The 19,373-nt window shown below is 70.8% G+C and carries 13 protein-coding genes and 2 pseudogenes; 10 read left to right on the plus strand and 5 right to left on the minus strand.

Going from position 1 to position 19,373, the window contains the following annotated elements; genetic code table 11:
- Nucleotides 1-2 precede the first annotated feature (2 nt).
- A pseudogene (locus AB0E98_RS05435) lies at nt 3-260 on the plus strand (polysaccharide deacetylase); the annotation flags it as partial.
- 36 nt (nt 261-296) lie between these two features.
- Here the strand turns inward: AB0E98_RS05435 and AB0E98_RS05440 are convergent.
- The gene (locus AB0E98_RS05440) at nt 297-1,217 is read right to left on the minus strand and encodes a GNAT family N-acetyltransferase (RefSeq protein ID WP_361698838.1); all 921 of its coding nucleotides are present in this window, start codon (nt 1,215-1,217) and stop codon (nt 297-299) included.
- Nucleotides 1,218-1,427: 210 nt separating this feature from the next.
- The gene (gene lpdA / locus AB0E98_RS05445) at nt 1,428-2,843 is read right to left on the minus strand and encodes a dihydrolipoyl dehydrogenase (RefSeq protein ID WP_361698840.1); all 1,416 of its coding nucleotides are present in this window, start codon (nt 2,841-2,843) and stop codon (nt 1,428-1,430) included.
- A gap of 103 nt (nt 2,844-2,946) precedes the next feature.
- Between lpdA and AB0E98_RS05450 the strand changes: the two genes are divergently transcribed.
- From AB0E98_RS05450 to AB0E98_RS05490, 9 genes are all read left to right on the plus strand, one after another.
- Nucleotides 2,947-3,858: a LysR family transcriptional regulator gene (locus AB0E98_RS05450; RefSeq protein ID WP_361698842.1), complete on the plus strand. Its 912-nt coding sequence runs from the start codon at nt 2,947-2,949 to the stop codon at nt 3,856-3,858.
- Nucleotides 3,855-4,577: a peptidyl-tRNA hydrolase gene (locus tag AB0E98_RS05455; protein ID WP_361698844.1), complete on the plus strand. Its 723-nt coding sequence runs from the start codon at nt 3,855-3,857 to the stop codon at nt 4,575-4,577. Before AB0E98_RS05450 ends, AB0E98_RS05455 begins: the two co-directional genes overlap by 4 nt.
- Nucleotides 4,578-5,183: 606 nt before the next feature.
- The gene (locus AB0E98_RS05460; RefSeq protein WP_361698846.1) at nt 5,184-6,341 is read left to right on the plus strand and encodes an HAD family hydrolase; all 1,158 of its coding nucleotides are present in this window, start codon (nt 5,184-5,186) and stop codon (nt 6,339-6,341) included.
- Nucleotides 6,342-6,343: 2 nt separating this feature from the next.
- A complete protein-coding gene (locus AB0E98_RS05465; RefSeq protein WP_361698848.1) occupies nt 6,344-6,868 on the plus strand; it encodes a gluconate 2-dehydrogenase subunit 3 family protein in 525 nt (174 codons plus the stop codon).
- On the plus strand, nt 6,865-8,535 hold the full coding sequence (locus AB0E98_RS05470; RefSeq protein ID WP_361698850.1) for a GMC family oxidoreductase: 1,671 nt from the start codon (nt 6,865-6,867) through the stop codon (nt 8,533-8,535). The genes AB0E98_RS05465 and AB0E98_RS05470 overlap by 4 nt, the downstream gene beginning before the upstream one ends.
- A 74-nt stretch (nt 8,536-8,609) precedes the next feature.
- Nucleotides 8,610-9,818, plus strand: coding sequence for a hypothetical protein (locus tag AB0E98_RS05475; RefSeq protein WP_361698852.1), 1,209 nt, complete (start codon nt 8,610-8,612; stop codon nt 9,816-9,818).
- On the plus strand, nt 9,811-11,112 hold the full coding sequence (locus tag AB0E98_RS05480) for a hypothetical protein (RefSeq protein ID WP_361698854.1): 1,302 nt from the start codon (nt 9,811-9,813) through the stop codon (nt 11,110-11,112). Before AB0E98_RS05475 ends, AB0E98_RS05480 begins: the two co-directional genes overlap by 8 nt.
- Nucleotides 11,113-11,160: 48 nt before the next feature.
- Complete coding sequence (locus AB0E98_RS05485) at nt 11,161-13,704, plus strand: S8 family serine peptidase (RefSeq protein ID WP_361698856.1); 2,544 nt, start codon at nt 11,161-11,163, stop codon at nt 13,702-13,704.
- On the plus strand, nt 13,701-15,320 hold the full coding sequence (locus AB0E98_RS05490) for a glycerophosphodiester phosphodiesterase family protein (RefSeq protein WP_361698858.1): 1,620 nt from the start codon (nt 13,701-13,703) through the stop codon (nt 15,318-15,320). Before AB0E98_RS05485 ends, AB0E98_RS05490 begins: the two co-directional genes overlap by 4 nt.
- 729 nt (nt 15,321-16,049) lie before the next feature.
- Here the strand turns inward: AB0E98_RS05490 and AB0E98_RS05495 are convergent.
- From AB0E98_RS05495 to AB0E98_RS05505, 3 genes and pseudogenes are all read right to left on the minus strand, one after another.
- Nucleotides 16,050-16,994: a hypothetical protein gene (locus AB0E98_RS05495; protein ID WP_361698860.1), complete on the minus strand. Its 945-nt coding sequence runs from the start codon at nt 16,992-16,994 to the stop codon at nt 16,050-16,052.
- A complete protein-coding gene (locus AB0E98_RS05500; RefSeq protein WP_361698862.1) occupies nt 16,991-18,871 on the minus strand; it encodes a hypothetical protein in 1,881 nt (626 codons plus the stop codon). Before AB0E98_RS05500 ends, AB0E98_RS05495 begins: the two co-directional genes overlap by 4 nt.
- A 121-nt stretch (nt 18,872-18,992) precedes the next feature.
- A pseudogene (locus AB0E98_RS05505) lies at nt 18,993-19,244 on the minus strand (amino acid permease C-terminal domain-containing protein); the annotation flags it as partial.
- Between the last annotated feature and the right edge of the window lie 129 nt (nt 19,245-19,373).

Below are 19,373 nucleotides of genomic sequence, written 5' to 3' on the forward strand. Positions count from 1 at the left end.
GCGCTCTGCGCGGGACAGACCCGACGAAGGTCACGGCCGCCCAGTGGGACGTCGTCAGCGGCGACGCCTTCGCGAAACGGGCCGGGCCCGTGGCCACGGAGGTGCTCTCACGGGTCGAACCGGGCTCGGTGGTGGTGATGCTCCGCACGCGCAGCGCGGCGCCGGTGACGGAGGAGGCGGTGCGGAGGATCGTGCCGGAGCCGCGGGCCCGGGGGTACGAGTTCGTGCGGGTCTCTGATCCGGCGGGTTCCGGCCCCTGACCGCCCTCTTCCCAGGGGGAGGCGGGGCGAACTCCCCTAATCCGCCGGCACGAAATCGATCCGTTCCTGCGTCACCGGATACCCCGCCCTGGAGAAGCTCGCCGCCATCGGGGTGTTGCCCTTGTCCGTGGCGGCCGCGATCCTCGTGGCGCCCCGGTCGAGCAGGTCGTGGGTGCAGTCCACGAGCAGGTCGTGGGAGTGGCCGTGGCCGCGCCGTTCGGGGACGACGCCGATGTAGCCGACGCAGGGGCCGGCCGGGTTGTGGGCGGGGACGTGGAGGCCGGCGAGGTCTCCGTCGGGGGTGAAGGCGAGCCGCCACCATTCGCGGGGCGAGGGCATCCAGTGGAGGAGGCCCATCATGTCGTCGACGGCGGCTTCGAGGCCGGACTCGGCGATGGTGCGGCGGTCGTGGGCGTCCAGCGTGCCGTCCATGGTGCGGCGCACCGCGTCCCGGAACACCGCGTCGTCCGGCTCGGGGCGGTACTCCAGGCGGCCGGTGCGTTCCGGCAGCGGGCAGGCAGGCGTCCACTCGTAGCGGTACCGCTCGACGAGCCGCCGCATCCCGGCAGCCTCGGCCGCCGCGGCGCGTGCCTCGACGGCGGCCCGTACGCGCGGCAGGTCGCGCCAGCCGGGCGGGGCGAGCAGGGCGTACTCGGCGTTCAGCGGGGCGGTGCGCAGCAGCCGGACGGCCGCCTCGGTCTCGCCGTCGGCGAAGTCGAACCAGTCGAGGGCCTTGGGCGTCTCGTCGTCGGGCCCGCCCCACCAGGCGGCGCGGGCGACGACGCGGCCGTCGCGCAGCGCCACCCAGGTCCAGTCGGGGCGGTACTCGCCGCCGAGGTGGACGGGTGTATAGGTCCGGCCGAAGGCGGCCCTGCCGACGAGGGCGGGGGCGGTGTCGAGGGCGGTGAAGAGGGCGGTGTCGTGCTCGGTGAGGGCACGGATGACCAGGGAGGTCATGGGGATCCTTCCGGAGGCGGGTGGTCGCGCTCCCGGTCGGACGAGATGTCAGACGGAGGACGCCCGGCGGAGGGGGCGGGAGCGCGGGACAGTGCTGTCGGTGCGGTTCATCTCTCGCCCCTCCTTTCCGGGTTCTCGGACGTCTGCGGCGACCTTAGGGGCCGTCAGGCGTGGGCGTCCAACGATTTACCGCAGCGCTTTACCGAGGCGTTACGGCTGGTGCAGGCCCCGCCCCGCCAGCGCGAGCATGACCTCGCCGACCGCCTCCGAGAGCGTCGGGTGCGGGTGGATGTGCTGGGCGACGTCGGCGGCCTCCGCGTCCCAGCCGACGACGAGCTGGCTCTCGGCGATCATCTCGGAGACGTGCGGGCCCACGAGGTGGACGCCCAGCACCCGGCCGCCGTCCTCTTCGGCGACGACCTTCACCATGCCGCCCTGGCCGTGCACCATGCCCTTGGCGGTGGCGGTCAGCGGCATCGTGACGGCCCGGACCGGGTGGCCCAGCTCCCGCGCCCCGTCCTCGGTGAGGCCCACCGAGGCCGTCTGCGGGCTGGAGTACGTGACGCGGGGCACGGCCGCGTAGTCGACGGGCCGGGGCGTGAGGCCCGCCAGGGTCTCGGCGACCAGCAGGCCCTCCGCGAAGGAGGCGTGGGCCAGGCCGGGCGACGGCGGCGGCAGCAGATCGCCGACGACGTGGACGCCGGGGACGGCCGTCTCCAGCCGGGACCAGTCGGCCGGGGCGACGAAGCCCCGGGCGTCGGTGGCCAGTCCGGCCGCCGCGAGGCCGAGGCCGTCGGTGACCGGGACCCGGCCGACGGCCACCAGCAGCCGTTCCGTCTCCAGCGTCCGCGTCTCGCCGCGCGCCGTGCGGAAGGCGACCCGTACACCCCCGTCGTACGGGTGCGCCTCCACAAGGCGCGCGCCGGTCAGGACGTCGATGCCGCGCTTCTTCAGACCGCGCGTCAGATGGCGGCCGACGTCGGCGTCCTCCAGCGGAAGCAGTCGGCCGGCGGCCTCCAGCAGGGTCACCTCGGCGCCCATGGAGCGGTGCAGCGAGGCGTACTCGACGCCGATCGCCCCGCCGCCCAGCACCACGACCGAGCCCGGCAGCCCGGGTGCGAACAGCGCGTCGTCGCTGGTGACGACCCTGACGCCGTCCGGTTCCAGCCCGGGGAGCGTCCGGGGCCGCGAGCCGGTGGCAAGGACGACGCCGCGCCGGGCCCGCCACGCGGTGCCCGCCTCGGCGCCGGTGCCGATCCGTATGTCACGGGGTCCGGTCAGGGCGGCCGAGCCCCGGACGACGCGCACGCCCGCGTGCGTCAGCTTGCCCTCCACCCCGCGGTGGTTGCGGGAGACGATGTCGTCGCGGGTCGCGGTCAGGGCGGACCAGTCGACGGACTCGAGCGTCGCCTTCACCCCCCACCGCTCACGCGCCTCCACGATTCCGTCGACGAGCTCCGCCGCGTGCAGCATCGCCTTGCTGGGGACGCAGCCGCGGTGCAGACACGTGCCGCCGACGAGGTCGCGCTCCACGAGGACGACACCGAGTCCGAGGGCCGCCGCGCGCAGCGCCGTGCTGTAGCCGCCGGTTCCGCCGCCGATGACGATGACATCTGTCTCATGCATGCCTCAACCCTCCGCCCACCAGTGATGATGAGTCCAACGCAAGTTTTTGATGGGGTCGATGACGGCTCTTCATAGGGCCATGGGGCCGGCTGGGGGCGTACGGATGAGTCTGCGGCAGATGGAGTACCTGGTCGCGGTCGTGGAGGAACGGTCCTTCAGCCGGGCCGCGCACACCCTCAACGTCACCCAGTCCGCGCTGTCCCACCAGATCAAGGCGCTGGAACGGGCCGTCGGCGGCCCCCTGCTGGAGCGCCTGCCGCGCGGCGTGGAACTCACGCCGATGGGCCGGGCCTTCCTGCCCCACGCCGAGCTCGCCGTGCGCAGCGCGGGCCGGGCCCGCCGCGCGGCCCGGGCCGCCGCCGGGGCGGAGGGCGGTGAGCTGCACATCGTGACGCTGCACGCGCTGGCGGTCGGTGTTCTGCCATTGGTACTCGCGCGCTGGCGGGCCGAGTTCCCGGGGGTAGCGCTGCGGCTGCACGAGTGCGTCACCACGGACGAGTTGCGGGACCGCATGGAGCGCGGTGTCGCGGACCTGGCCGTGGGGCCCCGTCCGCAGGGCTGGCCGGGTCCGGTGGTCTCCCTCGGCGAGGAGGAGATCGTCCTGGTCGTCTCCGCCGACGACCCCCTGGCCGGACGCACGGCTCCGGTCGCGCTGGAGGAACTGGCGGACCGGGCGTGGGTGCGGTGCGCGCTGGAGCCGGTGGTGGGCGGGCGGCGGTGGCTGGACGTGGTGTGCGAGGAGCGGGGCTTCACTCCGGTGACGGCGGTGGAGACGGAGCAGTCGTCGACGGCGGTGCGGATGGCCGCCGCCGGGCTGGGGATCGTGGCGGCGCCCCGGCACCTCGCGGCCGCGGCGGCGGGCGCGGTGCCGGTGGCCGTCGATCCGCGCTGGCGGCGGGAGCAGACGGTGTTCTCGCGGGTGGAGCCGACGGGGGTGGCGGCCGTGTTCGTGGCGCGGTGCGTGGAGATCCTGCGCGGGGAGTCTCTGGGGGCGGCTGGCAGACTGGGGGTGTGACCAGCACCGATACCGTCCCGTACGACGAGGACCCCCGCGATGGCGCCCCCCAGTTCGTCCTGCCCCTCGTGGTGCGGATCGAGAAGGCCGCGCCCCCGGCGCGCACGGACGCGCTGGAGACGGCGGCGCGGGCGGTGCTGTTCCTGCTGTCGGACGAGCGGGCGGCCGGGGACGGCGAGTGGGCCCGGGCGGTGGCGGACTGGCAGGACGCCCGCATCCGCAAGGTCGTGCGGCGGGCGCGCGGGGCGGAGTGGCGCAAGGCGTCCGCGCTGCCGGGCATCGAGGTCGCGGGCGAGGCCGCCGAGGTGCGGGTCTTCCCGCCCGTGCCGCTGGACGGCTGGCCCAAGGAGCTGGTGAAACTTCAGGTGTCGGGCACCGACCTGGACGACCCCGAGCCGCCGGCCGCGCCGGACCCCGCCCGGCCGGTGCTGTGGCTCAACCCGGAGCTGGAGATGTCGGCGGGCAAGACCATGGCCCAGGCCGGGCACGGCGCGCAGCTCGCGTGGTGGGCCCTGGACGACGCGGCGCGGGACGCCTGGCGGAGGGACGGTTTCGCGCTGTCGGTGCGCACGGCCGAGCCCGGGCGCTGGGTGGAGCTGACGACGAGCGGGCTGCCGGTGGTGAGGGACGCCGGTTTCACGGAGATCGCCCCCGGGCTGACTGTTGCAGTCGAAGGGATCGACCGCATCGGCTCTCTCCCGCCCCTGCAACGACCGTAGGCGGACCACTCTGGTCCCCGACACGGCAGCGGAGCGGGAGGCGTGCGCGTTCCCGAACTCAGCGCGCCCGGGTGGCCGCCGCGTGCCGCATCATCCACCAGCTCCGGCCTCGACGCTCTTGCAGCCGAGTGGCGGCAGCGCCAGTCCAGAGCGACCATGGCTGAAACGGGGATGACGCCATGAAGGTATTCATCTCTTGGTCCGGAGATCTGAGCGAAGAAACCGGGCGGATACTCAACGACAGCGCTCCGGCAGCGCAACCGCCGGCGAGCGACCCTCAAGGTACGGCCACCCGCATCTGCGTCTGAGCCTCGTGCGGTGGTGCGTGTCGGGTGCGCTCGACGAGGCGGCGCCTCGACGCCCCGCCGACCGTCCCGGATCGGCGGGGCGTCGAGGCGCCGTGGCCTCGGAGCATCCGGACGCCCTCGTGCCGATCGGTGCTCTTCGCCGGACGATCGCGTACGGAAATCAAGGTTTCCCACGATGTCGTGCAAACCACCGGTTGGTCTGCAGGTGGTGCGGCCCACTCTCTCCAACCACACAGCCCGGCGCGCCCCACGACGTCGCGTCCGTCTCGCTCGTACACATCCAGGGAAGGGGCGTCCCATGCCTACCGCCACCGTCGACTGCGACGTGGTCTTCTTCGACCTGCGCGACACCCTCGGAGACGTCGACCGGCCCGGTCACCTCGCGCTGTACCGCCCCAGCACCGAGAAGCTGCTCGACGCCATGCGGGATCTGGTGGGGCTGCGTGTCGGCGTGATCACCAACCTGCCCGCGGAGGTCAGCGCCGAGCAGGGACATCGGATGATCGCCGAGGCCGTCGTCACCGAGAAGAACGGCAGCGTCGTCCACCTCGCCGACATCCTGGACCCTCAAGGCATCGTGATCAACCACGAGGCCAAGCTGGACAAGCCCGATCCCGCCATCTACCGCTTCGCGGCCGATCAGATGCGCGTACCGATCGGGCGGTGCCTGTTCGTCGGGGAGAACCTCATCGAAGTCCTCGCCGCCCAGGCAGCCGGCATGCGAGGCATGCTCAAGCCGTCGCCACCCGGCAAGGAATTTCAGCCCGCGGTGATCACTCGGCAGGGGGAATCGGTCCGCGACAGCGGCCGTGCCTTCGAGGAGTGCCTCGAACAGGAGCACCTGCTCGGCGAACGCATCTTCGCGTGTGGCAGCCGCATCGTGCAAGCGCTCGACTCGGTGCACCAGGCACAGGACATCCCGCCGGAGGTACACACCGCGATGGGGATGTTCGTGTACGTGCTCACCAACTTCGCGGACCAGGCTCACCTGAAGGCCGAGGAAGCGATCGTGCCGCTGGCCGTCGCACGCGGCATGCCACCCGACCATGCCCGCTGGATGTTCGACCAGCACGACCAGGCCCGCGCTTATTGGGAGGCGATCCGCGTCGCCTGGCGACGGATCCAGAACGGCGACCCCCGCGACGTGTCCTACGCGATCTCCGACTTCCGCCGCTGCACGGAGGGCTTCGTACTGCTCTTCCGGTCGCATGCGGTACGCGAGAACGACGAGTTGTATCCGGAGCTGGGCCACCACCTCACCGACGCGGACGACGCGACCGTGCTCTCCATCGTCCGCCACACCGGCCCGCCGGACATCGGACCCTACGCGGCGATCGTCGGCGCGATGGAGGAGGCCCTCGACAACGCGGATATCGCAGACGCCGCGGACCCCGCGCGCGGCACGGACGACGTGGACAGCACGGACGGGGCGACCCGGATCGCCGGAAAGGCCTGACCATGTGGATCCTGCGACCGCCCGACACCGGCTGTTTCGACAAGGACCAGCGGCGAGCCGTGGAGGTGCTGTTCGACGCGGTCCTGCCCGGCGGACCCCGACGACCCGGCGCGGCCGACGCCGACGCCGCCGAATACGTCGACCGGCTCCTGGTCATGGGCCCCGAGACGCATCCCGAGATTCCGGCGTGGCGCCTGGCCTACCCGGTGCTGCTCGCCGCTCTCGACACCGCCGCGCAACAGGCGCACGGTGGACGCGGCGTCGCCGAACTCGACCGCGCCGAGGCCACCGCGCTGCTGCGCGACCTGGCGACGGGGACCCTGCCCACCTGGCCCGCGGCCGCCCTTGCCCAGCCGGCCGCGTTCGCCCTGCTGCGGGCCCACTGCATCGAGGGCTGCTTCGGGGACCCACGCTGGGGCGGCAACCGCGAAGCGGTGATCTGGCGCTGGTACGGCTATCCCACACCGGCCGAACCCTTCACCCGCCCCACCGCTGCAACCGCCGACCGGCCCGGGGAGGACTCATGACCGCCACGACCACCGCACCCGGCGCGTATGACGCGATCGTCGTGGGCGCCGGCGCGGGCGGCGGCACCGCGGCTCGCGTGCTCACCGCGCGAGGACGCCGCGTCGCCGTGCTGGAGAAGGGCCCGCTCCCGGCCGCCGACGACTTCCTTCCCTACGACGAACTCCACTTCCACACGCACAAGGCGCTCATCCCGCACCGCGACACCGACCCCAACATCTACATGGCCGGCCCCGCCCAGGACCGGCCCACCCGGGTCGAGCGCTGGTGGAACGTCAACATGGTCGGCGGCGCGACGAACGTGTGGGACGCCAACGTGCCCCGCTACACCGAGGAGGACTTCCGCGTCCTCGACCACCTGCGCGACGTGCCGCCCGAAGCGAACATGGTGAACTGGCCGTGGACCTATCGCGAGTTCGAGCCGTGGTTCGAACGGGCCGAGTACGAATGGGGCGTCTCCGGGCGGGCCCGGCAGTCCCCGGCTCAGGAACCGATACGGGTCGGCTACGACTACGCGATGCCGCCGCTGCGCCCGCACGCGGCCGTGCCGTTCCTGACCGAGGCGTTCGGCCGCGCCGGCATGCGGCCCTACCTCGGCCCCCGGGCGATCAACTCCCGGGTGTACGACGGCCGTCCGGCCTGCTCGTTCTGCGGCTTCAACCAGTTCTTCGGTTGCGGTCTGAACTCACGGGCCTCGGCGCTGAACACGGTGCTCCAGCGCGCCTTGGCCACCGGCCGGTGCGACCTGTTGACCGGACACTGCGTGACCCGGCTCGTGCACGAGGACGGGCGGGTGCGCGGCGTGATGTATCGCACCGAGCCCGGCGGACCCGAACGGTTCCTGGGCGCATCCCAGGTGGTGGTCTCCATCCAGACCATCGAGTCGGCGCGGTTGTTCCTCGTGTCGCAGGTGCCCGACCCCAACCGGATGATCGGCCACTATCTGACCTATCACACCCATGGAAGCGCCGAAGTCACCCTGCCGCTCCAGCCCGTGTGGACCGGCAACGGCGCCCAACAGCCCTCCACCGCGATCGGCTCCCTACAACTGCGCGACCTGTACGTGGTCGACGACCCCGCCACCCCGGTCACCAAGGCCGGCAAGTTTTCCGTATACGACCCTTACACGTGCGTGCCGCCGGTCCGGCTCGTCAAGGGCGCCGCGCTCGGACCCGGCCGCGGCGGCCTGTGGGGCGAGGACCTGTACACCTACCTCGACGAACTGCGTCACCAGGGCGGCGTCTCCTTCTCCTTCACCGGCGAGGCACTCTCCCTGTACGACAACCGGGTCGAACTCGACCCCGACGTCACCGACCCGTGGGGCATGCCCGCCGCCCGAATCTGGTACCGGCACCACGCCTACGACCTGGCCGCGGCTCGCTACGCCATCGATCGCGTGGTGCGGGTGATGGAGGACGCGGGCGGCGAGTTGCGCGGCTACGACGTTCCCGGCACGGAGAACCCCGGCTACGGGCACGTACAGGGCACGCTGCGCGCCGGCACCGATCCCGGCGCCTCGGTGCTCGACGAGAACTGCCAGTCGCACACCGTCTCCGGACTCTATGTCCTCGACTGCGCGTTCATGCCGACCGCCGGCGCCTCGAACCCCACCCTGACGCTTCTCGCCAACGCCTACCGGGTGTGCGAGCAGCTCCCGGACCCCGACTGAGGCGCACGCCCTCGACAAGGAGGTACCGACACACCGACACCGGGTCGACCGGGAACGATGCGAAAGGAAGCACCATGGACACCCTCGACGAGCGAGTCGACATCGCCCGCGCCCTGCTGTCCGCCGGGATCACCCCGGCCGACCTCGAGCTGTCACCCGACCTGGCCGCGGCGCCCGAAGGCCCCGTCCTCGCCGCCAGCCTGGGGATCGTCTTCCCCGACGGGCTCGCACCCGTCCCACAGCCCTTCGACGTCGAACCGTCCCCCGACGCCGCGCTGCCTCGCGCCGACGTCGTTGTGATCACCTGGACGAACGACGAACAGGACGCCCTCGCCGACGTGTTCACCCAAGGCTTCGGGCGGCTGCGCTGGTATCGGTACACCCGTCGCTTCGAGGAGCACTACCGGCCGCTCATCAGAAAGGGAGCGCCCTCGCTCGGCGGCCGCCCGCCACGCCTGGGCTCGTACTTCCCCGTCAAGCTCGGCAACCTGGACCTGCTGTGCGTGAAGTCCGAACTCCACCTCAACCAGGACGGCATCAAGACCGGCGAAGGCACCGCCACCCTGCCCGTCCGGGACTTTTTCAAGCAGATCATCGAGGAGGTCCGGCCACGAGTGATCGCCACCATCGGCACCTCGGGCAGCGTCTTCGGAGATTTCCCCCTGGGCGACGTGGTGGTCACGCGCGCGGCGAAGTTCCACTGCAAAAAGGAGTTTCTCAACGAGGACTTCAACGGCCGGACATTCAAGTGCGACTGGACCCTCCCGCTCGGCCGGATCGACGACGCGCAAACCCTGATGCGCGGCTTCGCCAACCGGCTCGCCGAACCACCGCTCGGCCCACCGTCCACCCGATTCCCCTTCGTCGGGCCGCTGCTCAAACCGCCCGACAACAATCCGACCGTCCGCATCGAGCAGGGTACGCGGGACATGCCCGAGTTCCACCCGATCCTGACCACCGACTACTTCGAGTACGGCACATCCACGAACGGCCTGGAACACGAGGGAGCGGCCGTCGAGATGGGCGACGCGGCACTCGGTCTGGCCTGCGCCGACCTCACCGACGCGGGCGCGGATCACGTGCCCGACTGGGTGGTGGTCCGCAACATGTCCGACCCCCAGATCAACGGCGAACTGCCCACTCGCGATTTCCGCCTCAACCAGCAGACCATGTGGGCGGTGACCTACTACAAGGCGTACGGCTACTGGACCAGCGTCTGCGGTGCGCTCACCACATGGGGCCTGCTCGCGGGACTCTCCGAGGCGGGCATCGACAATGCCTGACCCTCCGGCCGTCACCCGGCTCCCCATCGAGGTTGAGCTGCTGTTCGAGCTCATGCCGTGCAATGCGTTGCGTACCTCGCAGTACGCCGGACCCGGTGCCCATCCGTGTGCCTACTTCCGCTCGTGGGGTACCTATCACGCCTACGACTACGACGCCGACGAGCCGCCGCCGGACGCCTCGATCGTGCGGCCCTCGCACTACACCGGCCGGATGACCGCGCTGCCGGAACCGTTGTCCGGTTGCCGCAAGGCCCCGATCCTCGCCGTCGGCATCAACCCCAACCTCCCGGGCTGGTGGCCCGACAGCCACAACTCGCTCACCCCCGACTTCGACTCCGTGCGCCAGTACGCGCACTACTTCCGGCACCGAGGGGTGTTCAAGCCCGAGCTGCCCGACGACGCGTATCGCGCCTTCGGCGGCGGACCCGACGACGATCCCCTGGCCGGGGTCCCGCTCACCGTTCCCGAGGACGCGCGGGGCCGCCGCGAGATCCCGGTCCGCGAGCAGCCGCAGCGCATGTACCTCGTCTACCAGCAACTGCTGGACGCCCTCGGCGCGGAACTGGGACTCGACCAAGGCACGCTCACCGTCGGCGAGGACCTGTCGTACGGCAACATGGTCGCCTGCGCCTCGGCCAAGTGGACCACCCGGACCGATCCGCACGACCCCGCCCTTCCGCCGATGACCGACGACCAGCGCGTCGGGATCGTCGGCGAGTGCTTCCGCACCCGCCGCCACCTGCTGCGCCAGATGTTCCAGTCGCTGCCTGCCGTGATCCTCGTGCTCGGACAGAGCACCGCCAACGCGTTCACCGGCGAACTCGGCGACCGCCTGGCACCCGTGCCTGCCCCGGACACCACCATGGCGCAACTGATGGCGACCGAGATCCGGCTCACCTACGGCGCCCTCGACAACGGCGAGGAACTCGACGCCCGGGTGCTGTTCGCCCCTCATCCCACCGGGCACCCCGACGACTACGCGCGGGCCCGGCCGCTGCTCGTCGAACAACTCCTGCACGAGGCCCGCTCCGGCCGGCTGGGTCACGACGAACGCATCGGGCATCTGACACGCCCCCGCGGCTCGTGCTCCTTCTGTCCCCTGCTCGACATCGGCCCGTGCCCGTACGCCGACGTGCTCACGCCGCTCCCGGGCGGTGGCCCCGCCCTGCTCGCCGACGGATCGGCGCCCGTCGGGGCGGAGAAACGCACCCAGCTGAGGCTGCTCGACGGCATCACCGAACGGGCCGCACCCGTCGCCGAGGTCTGGGCACACACCGACGATCGGGAGGACTGACGCCGAAACGCCCCACCAGCGCCGCCACCCTCCGAAAGCGAGACCACGATGTCCGGCAGAGTCGACCCCGAGGAAGCACCCGACAGGCCGTACCGCATCGCCGTCTACTTCGACACCGGCCGAGAGGCCGAGCGGATCGAGGCGATCCTCGGGGACCGGACGCACCGCTACCAGGGGGTCATCCTCGCCGAGACCTCCGGGGAGCGGATCGCCCGACTTCGCGCGGCCGGCTGCGTCGTCGACGTCCGCGCCGATCTCACAGCCGAACACGCGGCCCGGCACGAGCCCACCGCGACGGACGCGCTACCCGGCAGTGACGGCCCGCAGAGCATGCTGCCTCCGCGCGGCGCCGGCGCGGCCGGCACCACCGACCGAGTCGCGCCCGACCCGGATTTCGTGGCCGACCTCACCGAACGTGCCGTGGAAGCGTGCGCACAGGATGCGGCCGACGCGGAGACCGCGGTGCCCCTTCCCATCCCGCCGGGCGAGCCGGATCACAACACCTACCTGGTACGTCTGCGAGGACCGCTGGACCGGGCCCGCCGCGCCGCCTTCGCCGGGATCGGTGCCCGCGTCACCCAATTTCAGCCGCCCGGAACCTACTGCCTCCGCCTCACTCCCGAGCAACGCGACCTGGTCGCCGACCTGCCGTGGGTGACCGCGGTGCGCCCGTGGGGCCTCGCCGACACGGTCACGCGCGCGCTCGACGACGCGCTCGACCGAGACGCCCACCGTGCCGCCGGTCCACAACTGCTCGCCGACGAGGGCGTCGCCGCACCGGACCCCTACCTCGACACCTTCGACGTTCTCGTGCACGATCCCCTCGACCTCGCCACGCTCCGCCCCGTTCTCGAGGCCACGCCCGGCGTCGAGGTGCTCGCCGCCGTCGATGTCATGCTGCGCTTTCGCACCGACCTGACCGGGAACCGGCGGCGCGACCTGCTCGCCGTCGTCGCCGCCCGGTACGAAACCCGTCAGGTCACCCCCTACCGGCCGCCTCTGCTCTATGCCGACCATGCCCGTCGGCTCGTCGGCGTGGACCGCATCGGACCGCGAGCCGACCATGCCGCGCCGACGGCCCAGCCACCCTGGACCGGGGCGGACGAGATCGTCGGCGTGTTCGACAGCGGCGTCGACGGCACCCACCCCGACCTCGTCGACCGCATCGTCGTCAACGAATCCCTGGTCGGCGGCGAGGCGTTCGACTTCTGCGGCCACGGCACCCACGTAGCCGGCATCATCGTCGGCTCCGGCGCGGCGAGCGGTGGCCTGATCACCGGTGTCGCCCCCGGCGCCCGGCTGGCCGTCTTCCGCGTCTTCGACGAGGACAACCGACTCCGCGTAGGCCCCAGCCTGGGCCCGATGCTCACCCGTGCCGTCGACGCGGGAGCGCACATCATCAACCTCAGTTGGGGCAACCCGCTGTCGGGCACCTACGACCAATACTCGCTCGCCGTGGACAAGTTCGTCGCCGAGCATCCCGACGTGCTCGTCATCGTCGCGGCCGGCAACAGCGGCGTCGCCCCCGAGGGAACCCACGAGTTCAACACCTGCGGCACCCCCGCCACCGCCAAGAACGCGCTCACCGTCGGCGCGTGCGACACCGACCGCGACAACGACGGCCTCGCCGATCTGACCTGGAACCGCTTCCGTCAGCCCCAGTTCCCGCTGCCGCCGGCAGGCGGCGAGCACGTATGCGGCAACCCCGACCTGCCTGCCGCGATCAGCAGCCGAGGCCCCAGCGACTACGGCAGCGTCGTGCCGCACCTGCTCGCCCCAGGCACCTTCGTGCTCTCGGCCCGCAGCAGCAGCGCACAGATGGACCCGCGGTTGCCCTGGCGCGACTGCCCCGACCACGACGGGCACTACATGTACATCGGCGGCACCAGCATGGCCGCTCCCGTCGTCGCCGGCGCCGCCGCCGTCCTCCGGCAATACCTGCGCGAGGTCCACCGACTCGCATCGCCCTCCGCCATGCTCATGAAAGCCGTCCTCATCGCCGCGACACGCCGCCTGCCCTCGCTGCGCACGCCGCACACCGCACAGGATCTCGGCTACCCCGACTTCGACCAGGGCTTCGGGCGGCTGGACCTGACCACCGTCCTGCCCACCCCCGACGCGCCGCCGGATCGTCGGCTCGTATGGGCCGACCTGTCCGACGCCGATCCCGACGCGCTCGAAGCGTTCGCCGACCCGGAGGGCACCCGACACGGCAGTCGCACCTACCGCCTCACCGTGCCGGACGGCCCCCACACCGACGACCTGCGCATCGTGCTGGCCTGGACTGACCGCCCCGGCAGCGCCGTACAGAACAACCTCGACCTCGCGGTGACCACACCCGACGGCACCATTCACGTCGGCAACGAGGAGCACACCTACAACAAGGTCCCCGGCTTCGACCGCAGCGCCGTGGCGCAACTCACCGGTCTCCCTCTCGACCGCGCCAACACGGTCGAAGCCGTCCGGATCGGCAACCCGGCGCCCGGCACCTACACGATCAAGGTGTTCGCGCAGAACACGCCCTTCCCCGCGCAGGGCTACGCGGTGTGCGCCGCCGGCCCGATCAGCGAAGAGGAGTTGACGATGCCATGAGGATCGCCGCGATCGGCGGCAACGCCCTGCACGCCCCGCCCCACACCCGTACCGCGCTGACGTCCGCCTACGTCCAAGGCGCCGACATCCTCGTCTTCGACGTCGCCGTGACCGCCGACGGACACGTCGTGCCCGGCTCCGATCGCGGTCTGCCCGGCCAAGCCGGCTCGGCGGCCTCCGTCGGCGAACTCACGCTCACCCGACTACGCGCGCTCGACCTGAGCGCGACCTTCACGCCGCGCGACTCCCCGCACTTTCACTACCGGCCCCAAGGCCACGCGCCCGTGCGCATCGAAGCGCTCGACGACCTCCTCGATGCTCTGCCCGACGAAGTCACCTATGTAGTGCGGGTGAGCACCGGCGGCGCGGACACGGTCGCCGCCGTCATGGGCATCTTCACCCACCGCGCCGCCACCGCACGCCTCGTCGTCGCCGCCTGCGACCCCGGACTGCTGAGCCACGCGCGTGGGCTCGGCCTCGACGTGGGCACCGCGCTGACCGGACCCACGCTGGTCGGCCCCGGTGCCGGCCCCGACCCGGGCCTGCTCGACACAGCCCTTCAGGACGGGGCTCTCGACCTGGTCCTCGCCGACATCGACGATCTGATCGGCCCCGACGGCCGGCCCACCGGCCTCGGCCTTCGACTCAGCGAGGCCAAACGCCCGGAAGGCGTACGGCTCGGCGTGCTCGTCCTGCCTCGGGCCGGCCGGGGCCTCAATGACTACGCACTCGCCGCCGCGCAGCCGTATACGTGGGCCGTCGGTACCGAGTCCACCTTCGACACCGCCGAAGCCCTCCGCCCCGGCACCCGCCGGCTCGACGAGACATTCGCCGGCACCCACGTCGACACCCGCCGCTTCGCGCTCGGCTACGCCAAGGCCAATCCCTATTGCCACGTCTTCCAGGACGACGGCATCCACATCCGCATCACCCCGTACACGGGTGACCCCCAGCCGCCCCGGCCCGCCGACCCGATCGAGCTCCGTCTCGCCGAGTTGGAGGAACGCACCTGGGACGCCCTCGGCGACTGGCCGTTCTACAGCGGCGGCGGCGTCGGCGTGATCCGCGGTCTGCGCGGCGACTTCGCCGCCGAGGTGCGGGTCGACTCGGCCGTGGCGGCCCAGGCCACCATGTGCGAGATGGCTGCGGTCAACGCCGACCCCGGCACACACCACCCGCCGTACAACGACGACGGCTCGCCGTGGTTCCCGCGCTCTTTCCGCGACAAGGACGCCTTCTACGACCCCCACGGTGCACCGCCGTTCGTCGGCGCCGAACACGACGAGGACGACGGCTACCGGATCAACTGGAACCTGGGCACGCTCTACGACACCAACCAGTACGGGCCGCCCGTCGGCGACGGTCGTGTGCTCGCGGCCCGGCTGCGGTTGGAGCGGCGCGGCGCCTACTTCGCCGCGTACACCCGTAACGACGTCGATGCCCACGACTGGGTGTGCGTCGGGACGGTGCGCAACGACTCGATGAACGAGACCGTGCACCTGCGGTGTTCCGGGAAACGCTGGCGCCAGGAGGACGCGGCCGACCCGACGCGCTACGTGCCGATTCAGGCCAACGAGTTCGTCTTCCGGGACCTGCACATCATGTGCTACTTCTGAGCGCACCGGTTCGGCAGGCGGTGGTCCTGGCGGTCCCGGTGGTCCGCCTCGCCCGCTGATACCCGCGGGTGAAATCGGCGCGGCCGGCGGGTGCCAGCCGTACGGCCGGTGAACCGAGCGGTGCGCCCGTCGATCATGGAGGGCATCGTCCGCACGCAGCCCGCACGTGTTCTCGGGGGAGCAGCCATGCCAGTGCCCGACGCGGTACCGGAGTGGCGAGTCCGTCGAGCAGATCCGCCGCGACGTGATCATCTCCACCCTAGCGATCTGCAACCCTGAGCCGTGGGCGGAGTCCTGGCGCACTCGGGCCACAGGGTTCCCAGAACCAAGATGGGGCCGTGCGCGCTCCCGGCACTCGGCGCGCCTGAGTGGCCGCTGCCGTCGCGTGCCGCATCCTCCACCACCAGCGCTGCCCGCCAAGCAGCGCGAGGGGAGTCGAACCCAAAACCATGACGCTTCTCACGTACGGTTTTACCGAGGAGCCGGACTCTTAGGCCATTTCCTCACACCCACTCACACCTCCCCGCGCCTCCCTCACGTCAGGTGTCCCCACTTCGTGCAGCAAGGCACGACGCCGCCGGTCGCCGACTACTGGTGCCGCCACGGCTACACCGTGGTCTATACCGACCCCCGCGGTACTTGAGGATCGGAGGGCGATGCGGTCACCTAGCCGCTGGCCGATCGCAGGCTCTCCCGGCTGCTGAAGCAGTCCGCTGGAGCAGGAAGGGGTCAGGGGATCTTGAGGCCGAATTTGTTCTTGAGCTCGTCGATGAAATTCTTATTGTTCCCTCTTGGGTTGGGGAAGAACTGGGAGTTCTTTTCGTCCCATTCCCAGTAGCGCCCGCCCGCGTACAGCATGAGTGTTTCGAGCCGCACGACCTGGGCGTCGTCCAGCCCCTCGGTGTTGGGAAACTTCCCGTTGGTCCGGTGTTGGCCGAGGAGGCCTCTCGCGATGCTTCGATGCCCCTTCAGGAGTTTGACGCCCCCCTTGACATTCTCGCGCCAGTCCCATCGCTGGGCGCAGGTGGGCGGCGGAACCAGCAGTTGCATAAGGCCGGTGGCACCACTGCCCGCGTTCAACAGCGGGAGGTCTTCCTGGGCGAACTGCTGCAATGTGCCGCCTGTCTCGTGGGCGGCGATCAGGAAGGCGTCGGGCTCCTGTTCCGACAGACACAGCGCCCGAATGTCCGCTTTCGCCGGGTTCTTGCCACGGATCCTCACCTTCACCTCGTTGTGCATGGTGAAGCCGGGGACCGGGATGCCGCTGAAGATCGTCGCGGTGACCCTGATCGTCACCTCGCCGCCCAGAAAGTCCGTCAGCGGCGGATCCCAGTGCCCGCCGACCACGTCGGTGCCCGGTGTCGTGGTGCGGCAGTGCACCAGCCGCGCGGTCGTGTCGTCGATGGTCAGGGTCCACTGGAACCGTGTGGTCGGCGTGGGGTCGGGTTTCACTCCGACGATCCGTGCGTCGCAGGGGATGGCGGGCATGGCCGGCTCCGGGCCGATGAAGAAGGTCTCACCCGGTTTGGGCCGGTCGATGACGATGACCGGGTCCGACGCGTTGGGCGTCGCGGCGGCGGGCTGGGCGAGAGCCGCGGGAGCGAGGACCTGTGGGGCCTTTGCCGCCGTGCCGTCCGCCAGTGCGGCATCCCCGCCGGGGACGGGGTCGGTCACTGTGTATCACCTTGGCCGGTGGCGGTCGGGGTGGTGGACACGGTGGTGCCGGAGTCGGAGGCGGAGACGGAGATCTTGCCGGGCAGCCCGACCGAGAGCGGGAAGAGGTCGTGGTAGATGCGGGCCTTGATGCTGTCCGAGTCCTTGACGATGTCCTGGCCGAGGGACTCACGGTCGTTGGCCAGCGTGCGCTGGCGGACGGCGTTGGCCTGCAGGGCGGCCGAGTAGTCGTCGAGGGCGTTGCCCTGGCCGAGGAGGGCGTCGGCGATGACGCCGTCGGTACGCATGACGACCTTGTCGACGTTGATGATGACGCCGGGGACGGTGACCTCGTTGCCGGTCTCGTCGCGGTAGGTGGAGGTGGTCCTGCGCCAGCGCAGATAGGTGTCGTTGGGACCGAGCTGGCGCTCTTCCACCATGGGGGGCTGCACCAGGGTGTCCTTGTAGTCGAAGAGCGTGGAGAGCTGCTCGATCGCCATCTTGCGCACCTCCGCCCGTTTGGCGGGCTGGACGTACGTCGCCAGCAGGTCGTCCAGCCCGGACAGGGGTACTTCCACCACGCTCTCGCCGTAGCCGTTCCAGAACCCGACGCGGACGTCGATCAGGTGCAGGATCGTGATGTGCTCCTGGTTGATCTGCCGGAACACGAAGTTCAGGGTGCGGCCGACGTTGATGTTCTCCAGCTGCCGGGTGATCGCGGTCTCCTCGCCGCTCTCGGTCTTGACCTCGTTGGAGGTGTTGACCTGCACATCGCGCTTGGCGGACGCCTTGGAGGCGTGCTTGTTGACCGCGTTGCTGGTGTTCCTGGCGAACTGCTCACGCTGGGAGGCGGTGGATCCCTTGACGCCGCCGCTGACCTTGGCGCTGGCGAATCCCCAGGAACCGGAGGCCTCGGCCTCCACGTGCCACTCCAGGCTCTTCTGCTCGGCCTGCTTGTCCGACTGCTCGCGCGTCACCGTGGTCTCGAAATCGTCGGCGCTCTCCTTGGAGAAGGAGTCGAGGATGCTGGAGGCCGACTTGCTGTCGGTCTCCGTCTTCCGCCACGTCTTGATGCTGATGGTGGTCTTCTCGCCCGGAAGCAGGCTGAACGTCTTCAGCGTGCGGCCCGCGCCGTACTGGCCGAGGAACGTGGAAAGCCGGTAGGTCTCCACCAGCGCGATCTGCGGCCGTCCTTGGGCCGGTGCGTCGGCCGCTGCCGGAGGGAAGGGCTCCGGCAGGAACGTGTGGGTGTAGTCGCCCCACAGGCTCCGGTGCACGCTCAGCCGCTTGCCCGCCTGGAGCATGGTCGTGATGAGCGGCACGTCGATGTCCGTGACCCGCGGCCGGACCCGGTGGTCACCCAGTGCGGCCTCCGTCAGCACCGAACCGGCCGCGGCCTTCGGCAAGTGCGTCACTTCCGTCTCGGCCAGGCCCTGTGCATCCTGTTCCGCAGCCTGCCCCGCCGCGGCTCCCTCACGGATCCCGGGGGACGACCGGCTCAGGCCGACCAGCGGCAGCAGATCGGGGGCGACCGTTCCCCTGCGGAGCCCCTGGGCCAGCACGCTCGTCGTCGCCGTGTCCAGCGCACCCGAACTCTGGAAGACGGCGGTGTGCGTGGCGAACAGCCCGGCACTGGTGGCGGCCGGGTTCTTGATGCCGGGAAACGTCTTCAGGTCGCCGGTGCGCAACGCCTCCGCCACCTGCTCCGGAGTGACAGCCGCCAGCGAGAAGTTGCGCTCCGGGGGCTTGAACGCGTCGCTGACGAACCAGTCGGTGAGCGGTCCCACGAAGTCGAACGCGATGATGTTCCGGCCGGTGTACGAGGTGGGTTCCGGAACGTTGTAACTGAGGATCGATGCCTTGCCGGCCGGATCGAACTTGCTGATCGGTTCACCCATCGACAACCTCCCAAGTCGAAGCCGGCCCCCGGACGACGAGGCACCATCCGCGATAGGACACCCCATAGCGGATGAAGCGCAATGAAAGCGTGAAGGATCACCCAAAGGGATGGAAGGGGGCTCAGCCCTGCGGGATGCCGCGCTTATCCGCGTGCGCCAGCTCCGAGTGCCGGTAGGAGTAGCAGAAGTACACCACCAGCCCCACGACGAACCACACCGTGAACCGCACCCACGTCTGCCAGGCCGGATAGGTGATCAGCCAGATCGAGGCGGCCACCCCGATGCCCGGCACCGCCGGCATCCACGGGCAGCGGAAACTGCGCGGCAGGTCCGGGCGCCGGTATCGCAGCACGATCACCGCCGTTCACACCACCGCGACGGTGACATCCATGCTCCTGCACTCACCGAGATCGCTCCTGGTTCGTGCACGGTCGTCGCGGAACATCCCTTGCTGCGGAGTTGTCACACGCGCCTGTGATACTGGCGCCTGAACATCTGTACC

Source organism: Streptomyces sp. NPDC037389, assembly GCF_040636475.1.
GTDB classification, from domain to species: domain Bacteria; phylum Actinomycetota; class Actinomycetes; order Streptomycetales; family Streptomycetaceae; genus Streptomyces; species Streptomyces hesseae.

Bases quoted from the DNA above. Each gene is read 5' to 3' on its own strand.
- AB0E98_RS05470 (WP_361698850.1), top strand. From the start codon at position 6,865: ATGACCGCCACGACCACCGCACCCGGCGCGTATGACGCGATCGTCGTG.
- AB0E98_RS05460 (WP_361698846.1), top strand. From the start codon at position 5,184: ATGCCTACCGCCACCGTCGACTGCGACGTGGTCTTCTTCGACCTGCGC.
- AB0E98_RS05480 (WP_361698854.1), top strand. From the start codon at position 9,811: ATGCCTGACCCTCCGGCCGTCACCCGGCTCCCCATCGAGGTTGAGCTG.
- AB0E98_RS05440 (WP_361698838.1), bottom strand. From the start codon at position 1,217: ATGACCTCCCTGGTCATCCGTGCCCTCACCGAGCACGACACCGCCCTC.
- AB0E98_RS05475 (WP_361698852.1), top strand. From the start codon at position 8,610: ATGGACACCCTCGACGAGCGAGTCGACATCGCCCGCGCCCTGCTGTCC.
- AB0E98_RS05500 (WP_361698862.1), bottom strand. From the start codon at position 18,871: ATGGGTGAACCGATCAGCAAGTTCGATCCGGCCGGCAAGGCATCGATC.
- lpdA (WP_361698840.1), bottom strand. From the start codon at position 2,843: ATGCATGAGACAGATGTCATCGTCATCGGCGGCGGAACCGGCGGCTAC.
- AB0E98_RS05465 (WP_361698848.1), top strand. From the start codon at position 6,344: ATGTGGATCCTGCGACCGCCCGACACCGGCTGTTTCGACAAGGACCAG.
- AB0E98_RS05450 (WP_361698842.1), top strand. From the start codon at position 2,947: ATGAGTCTGCGGCAGATGGAGTACCTGGTCGCGGTCGTGGAGGAACGG.
- AB0E98_RS05490 (WP_361698858.1), top strand. From the start codon at position 13,701: ATGAGGATCGCCGCGATCGGCGGCAACGCCCTGCACGCCCCGCCCCAC.
- AB0E98_RS05485 (WP_361698856.1), top strand. From the start codon at position 11,161: ATGTCCGGCAGAGTCGACCCCGAGGAAGCACCCGACAGGCCGTACCGC.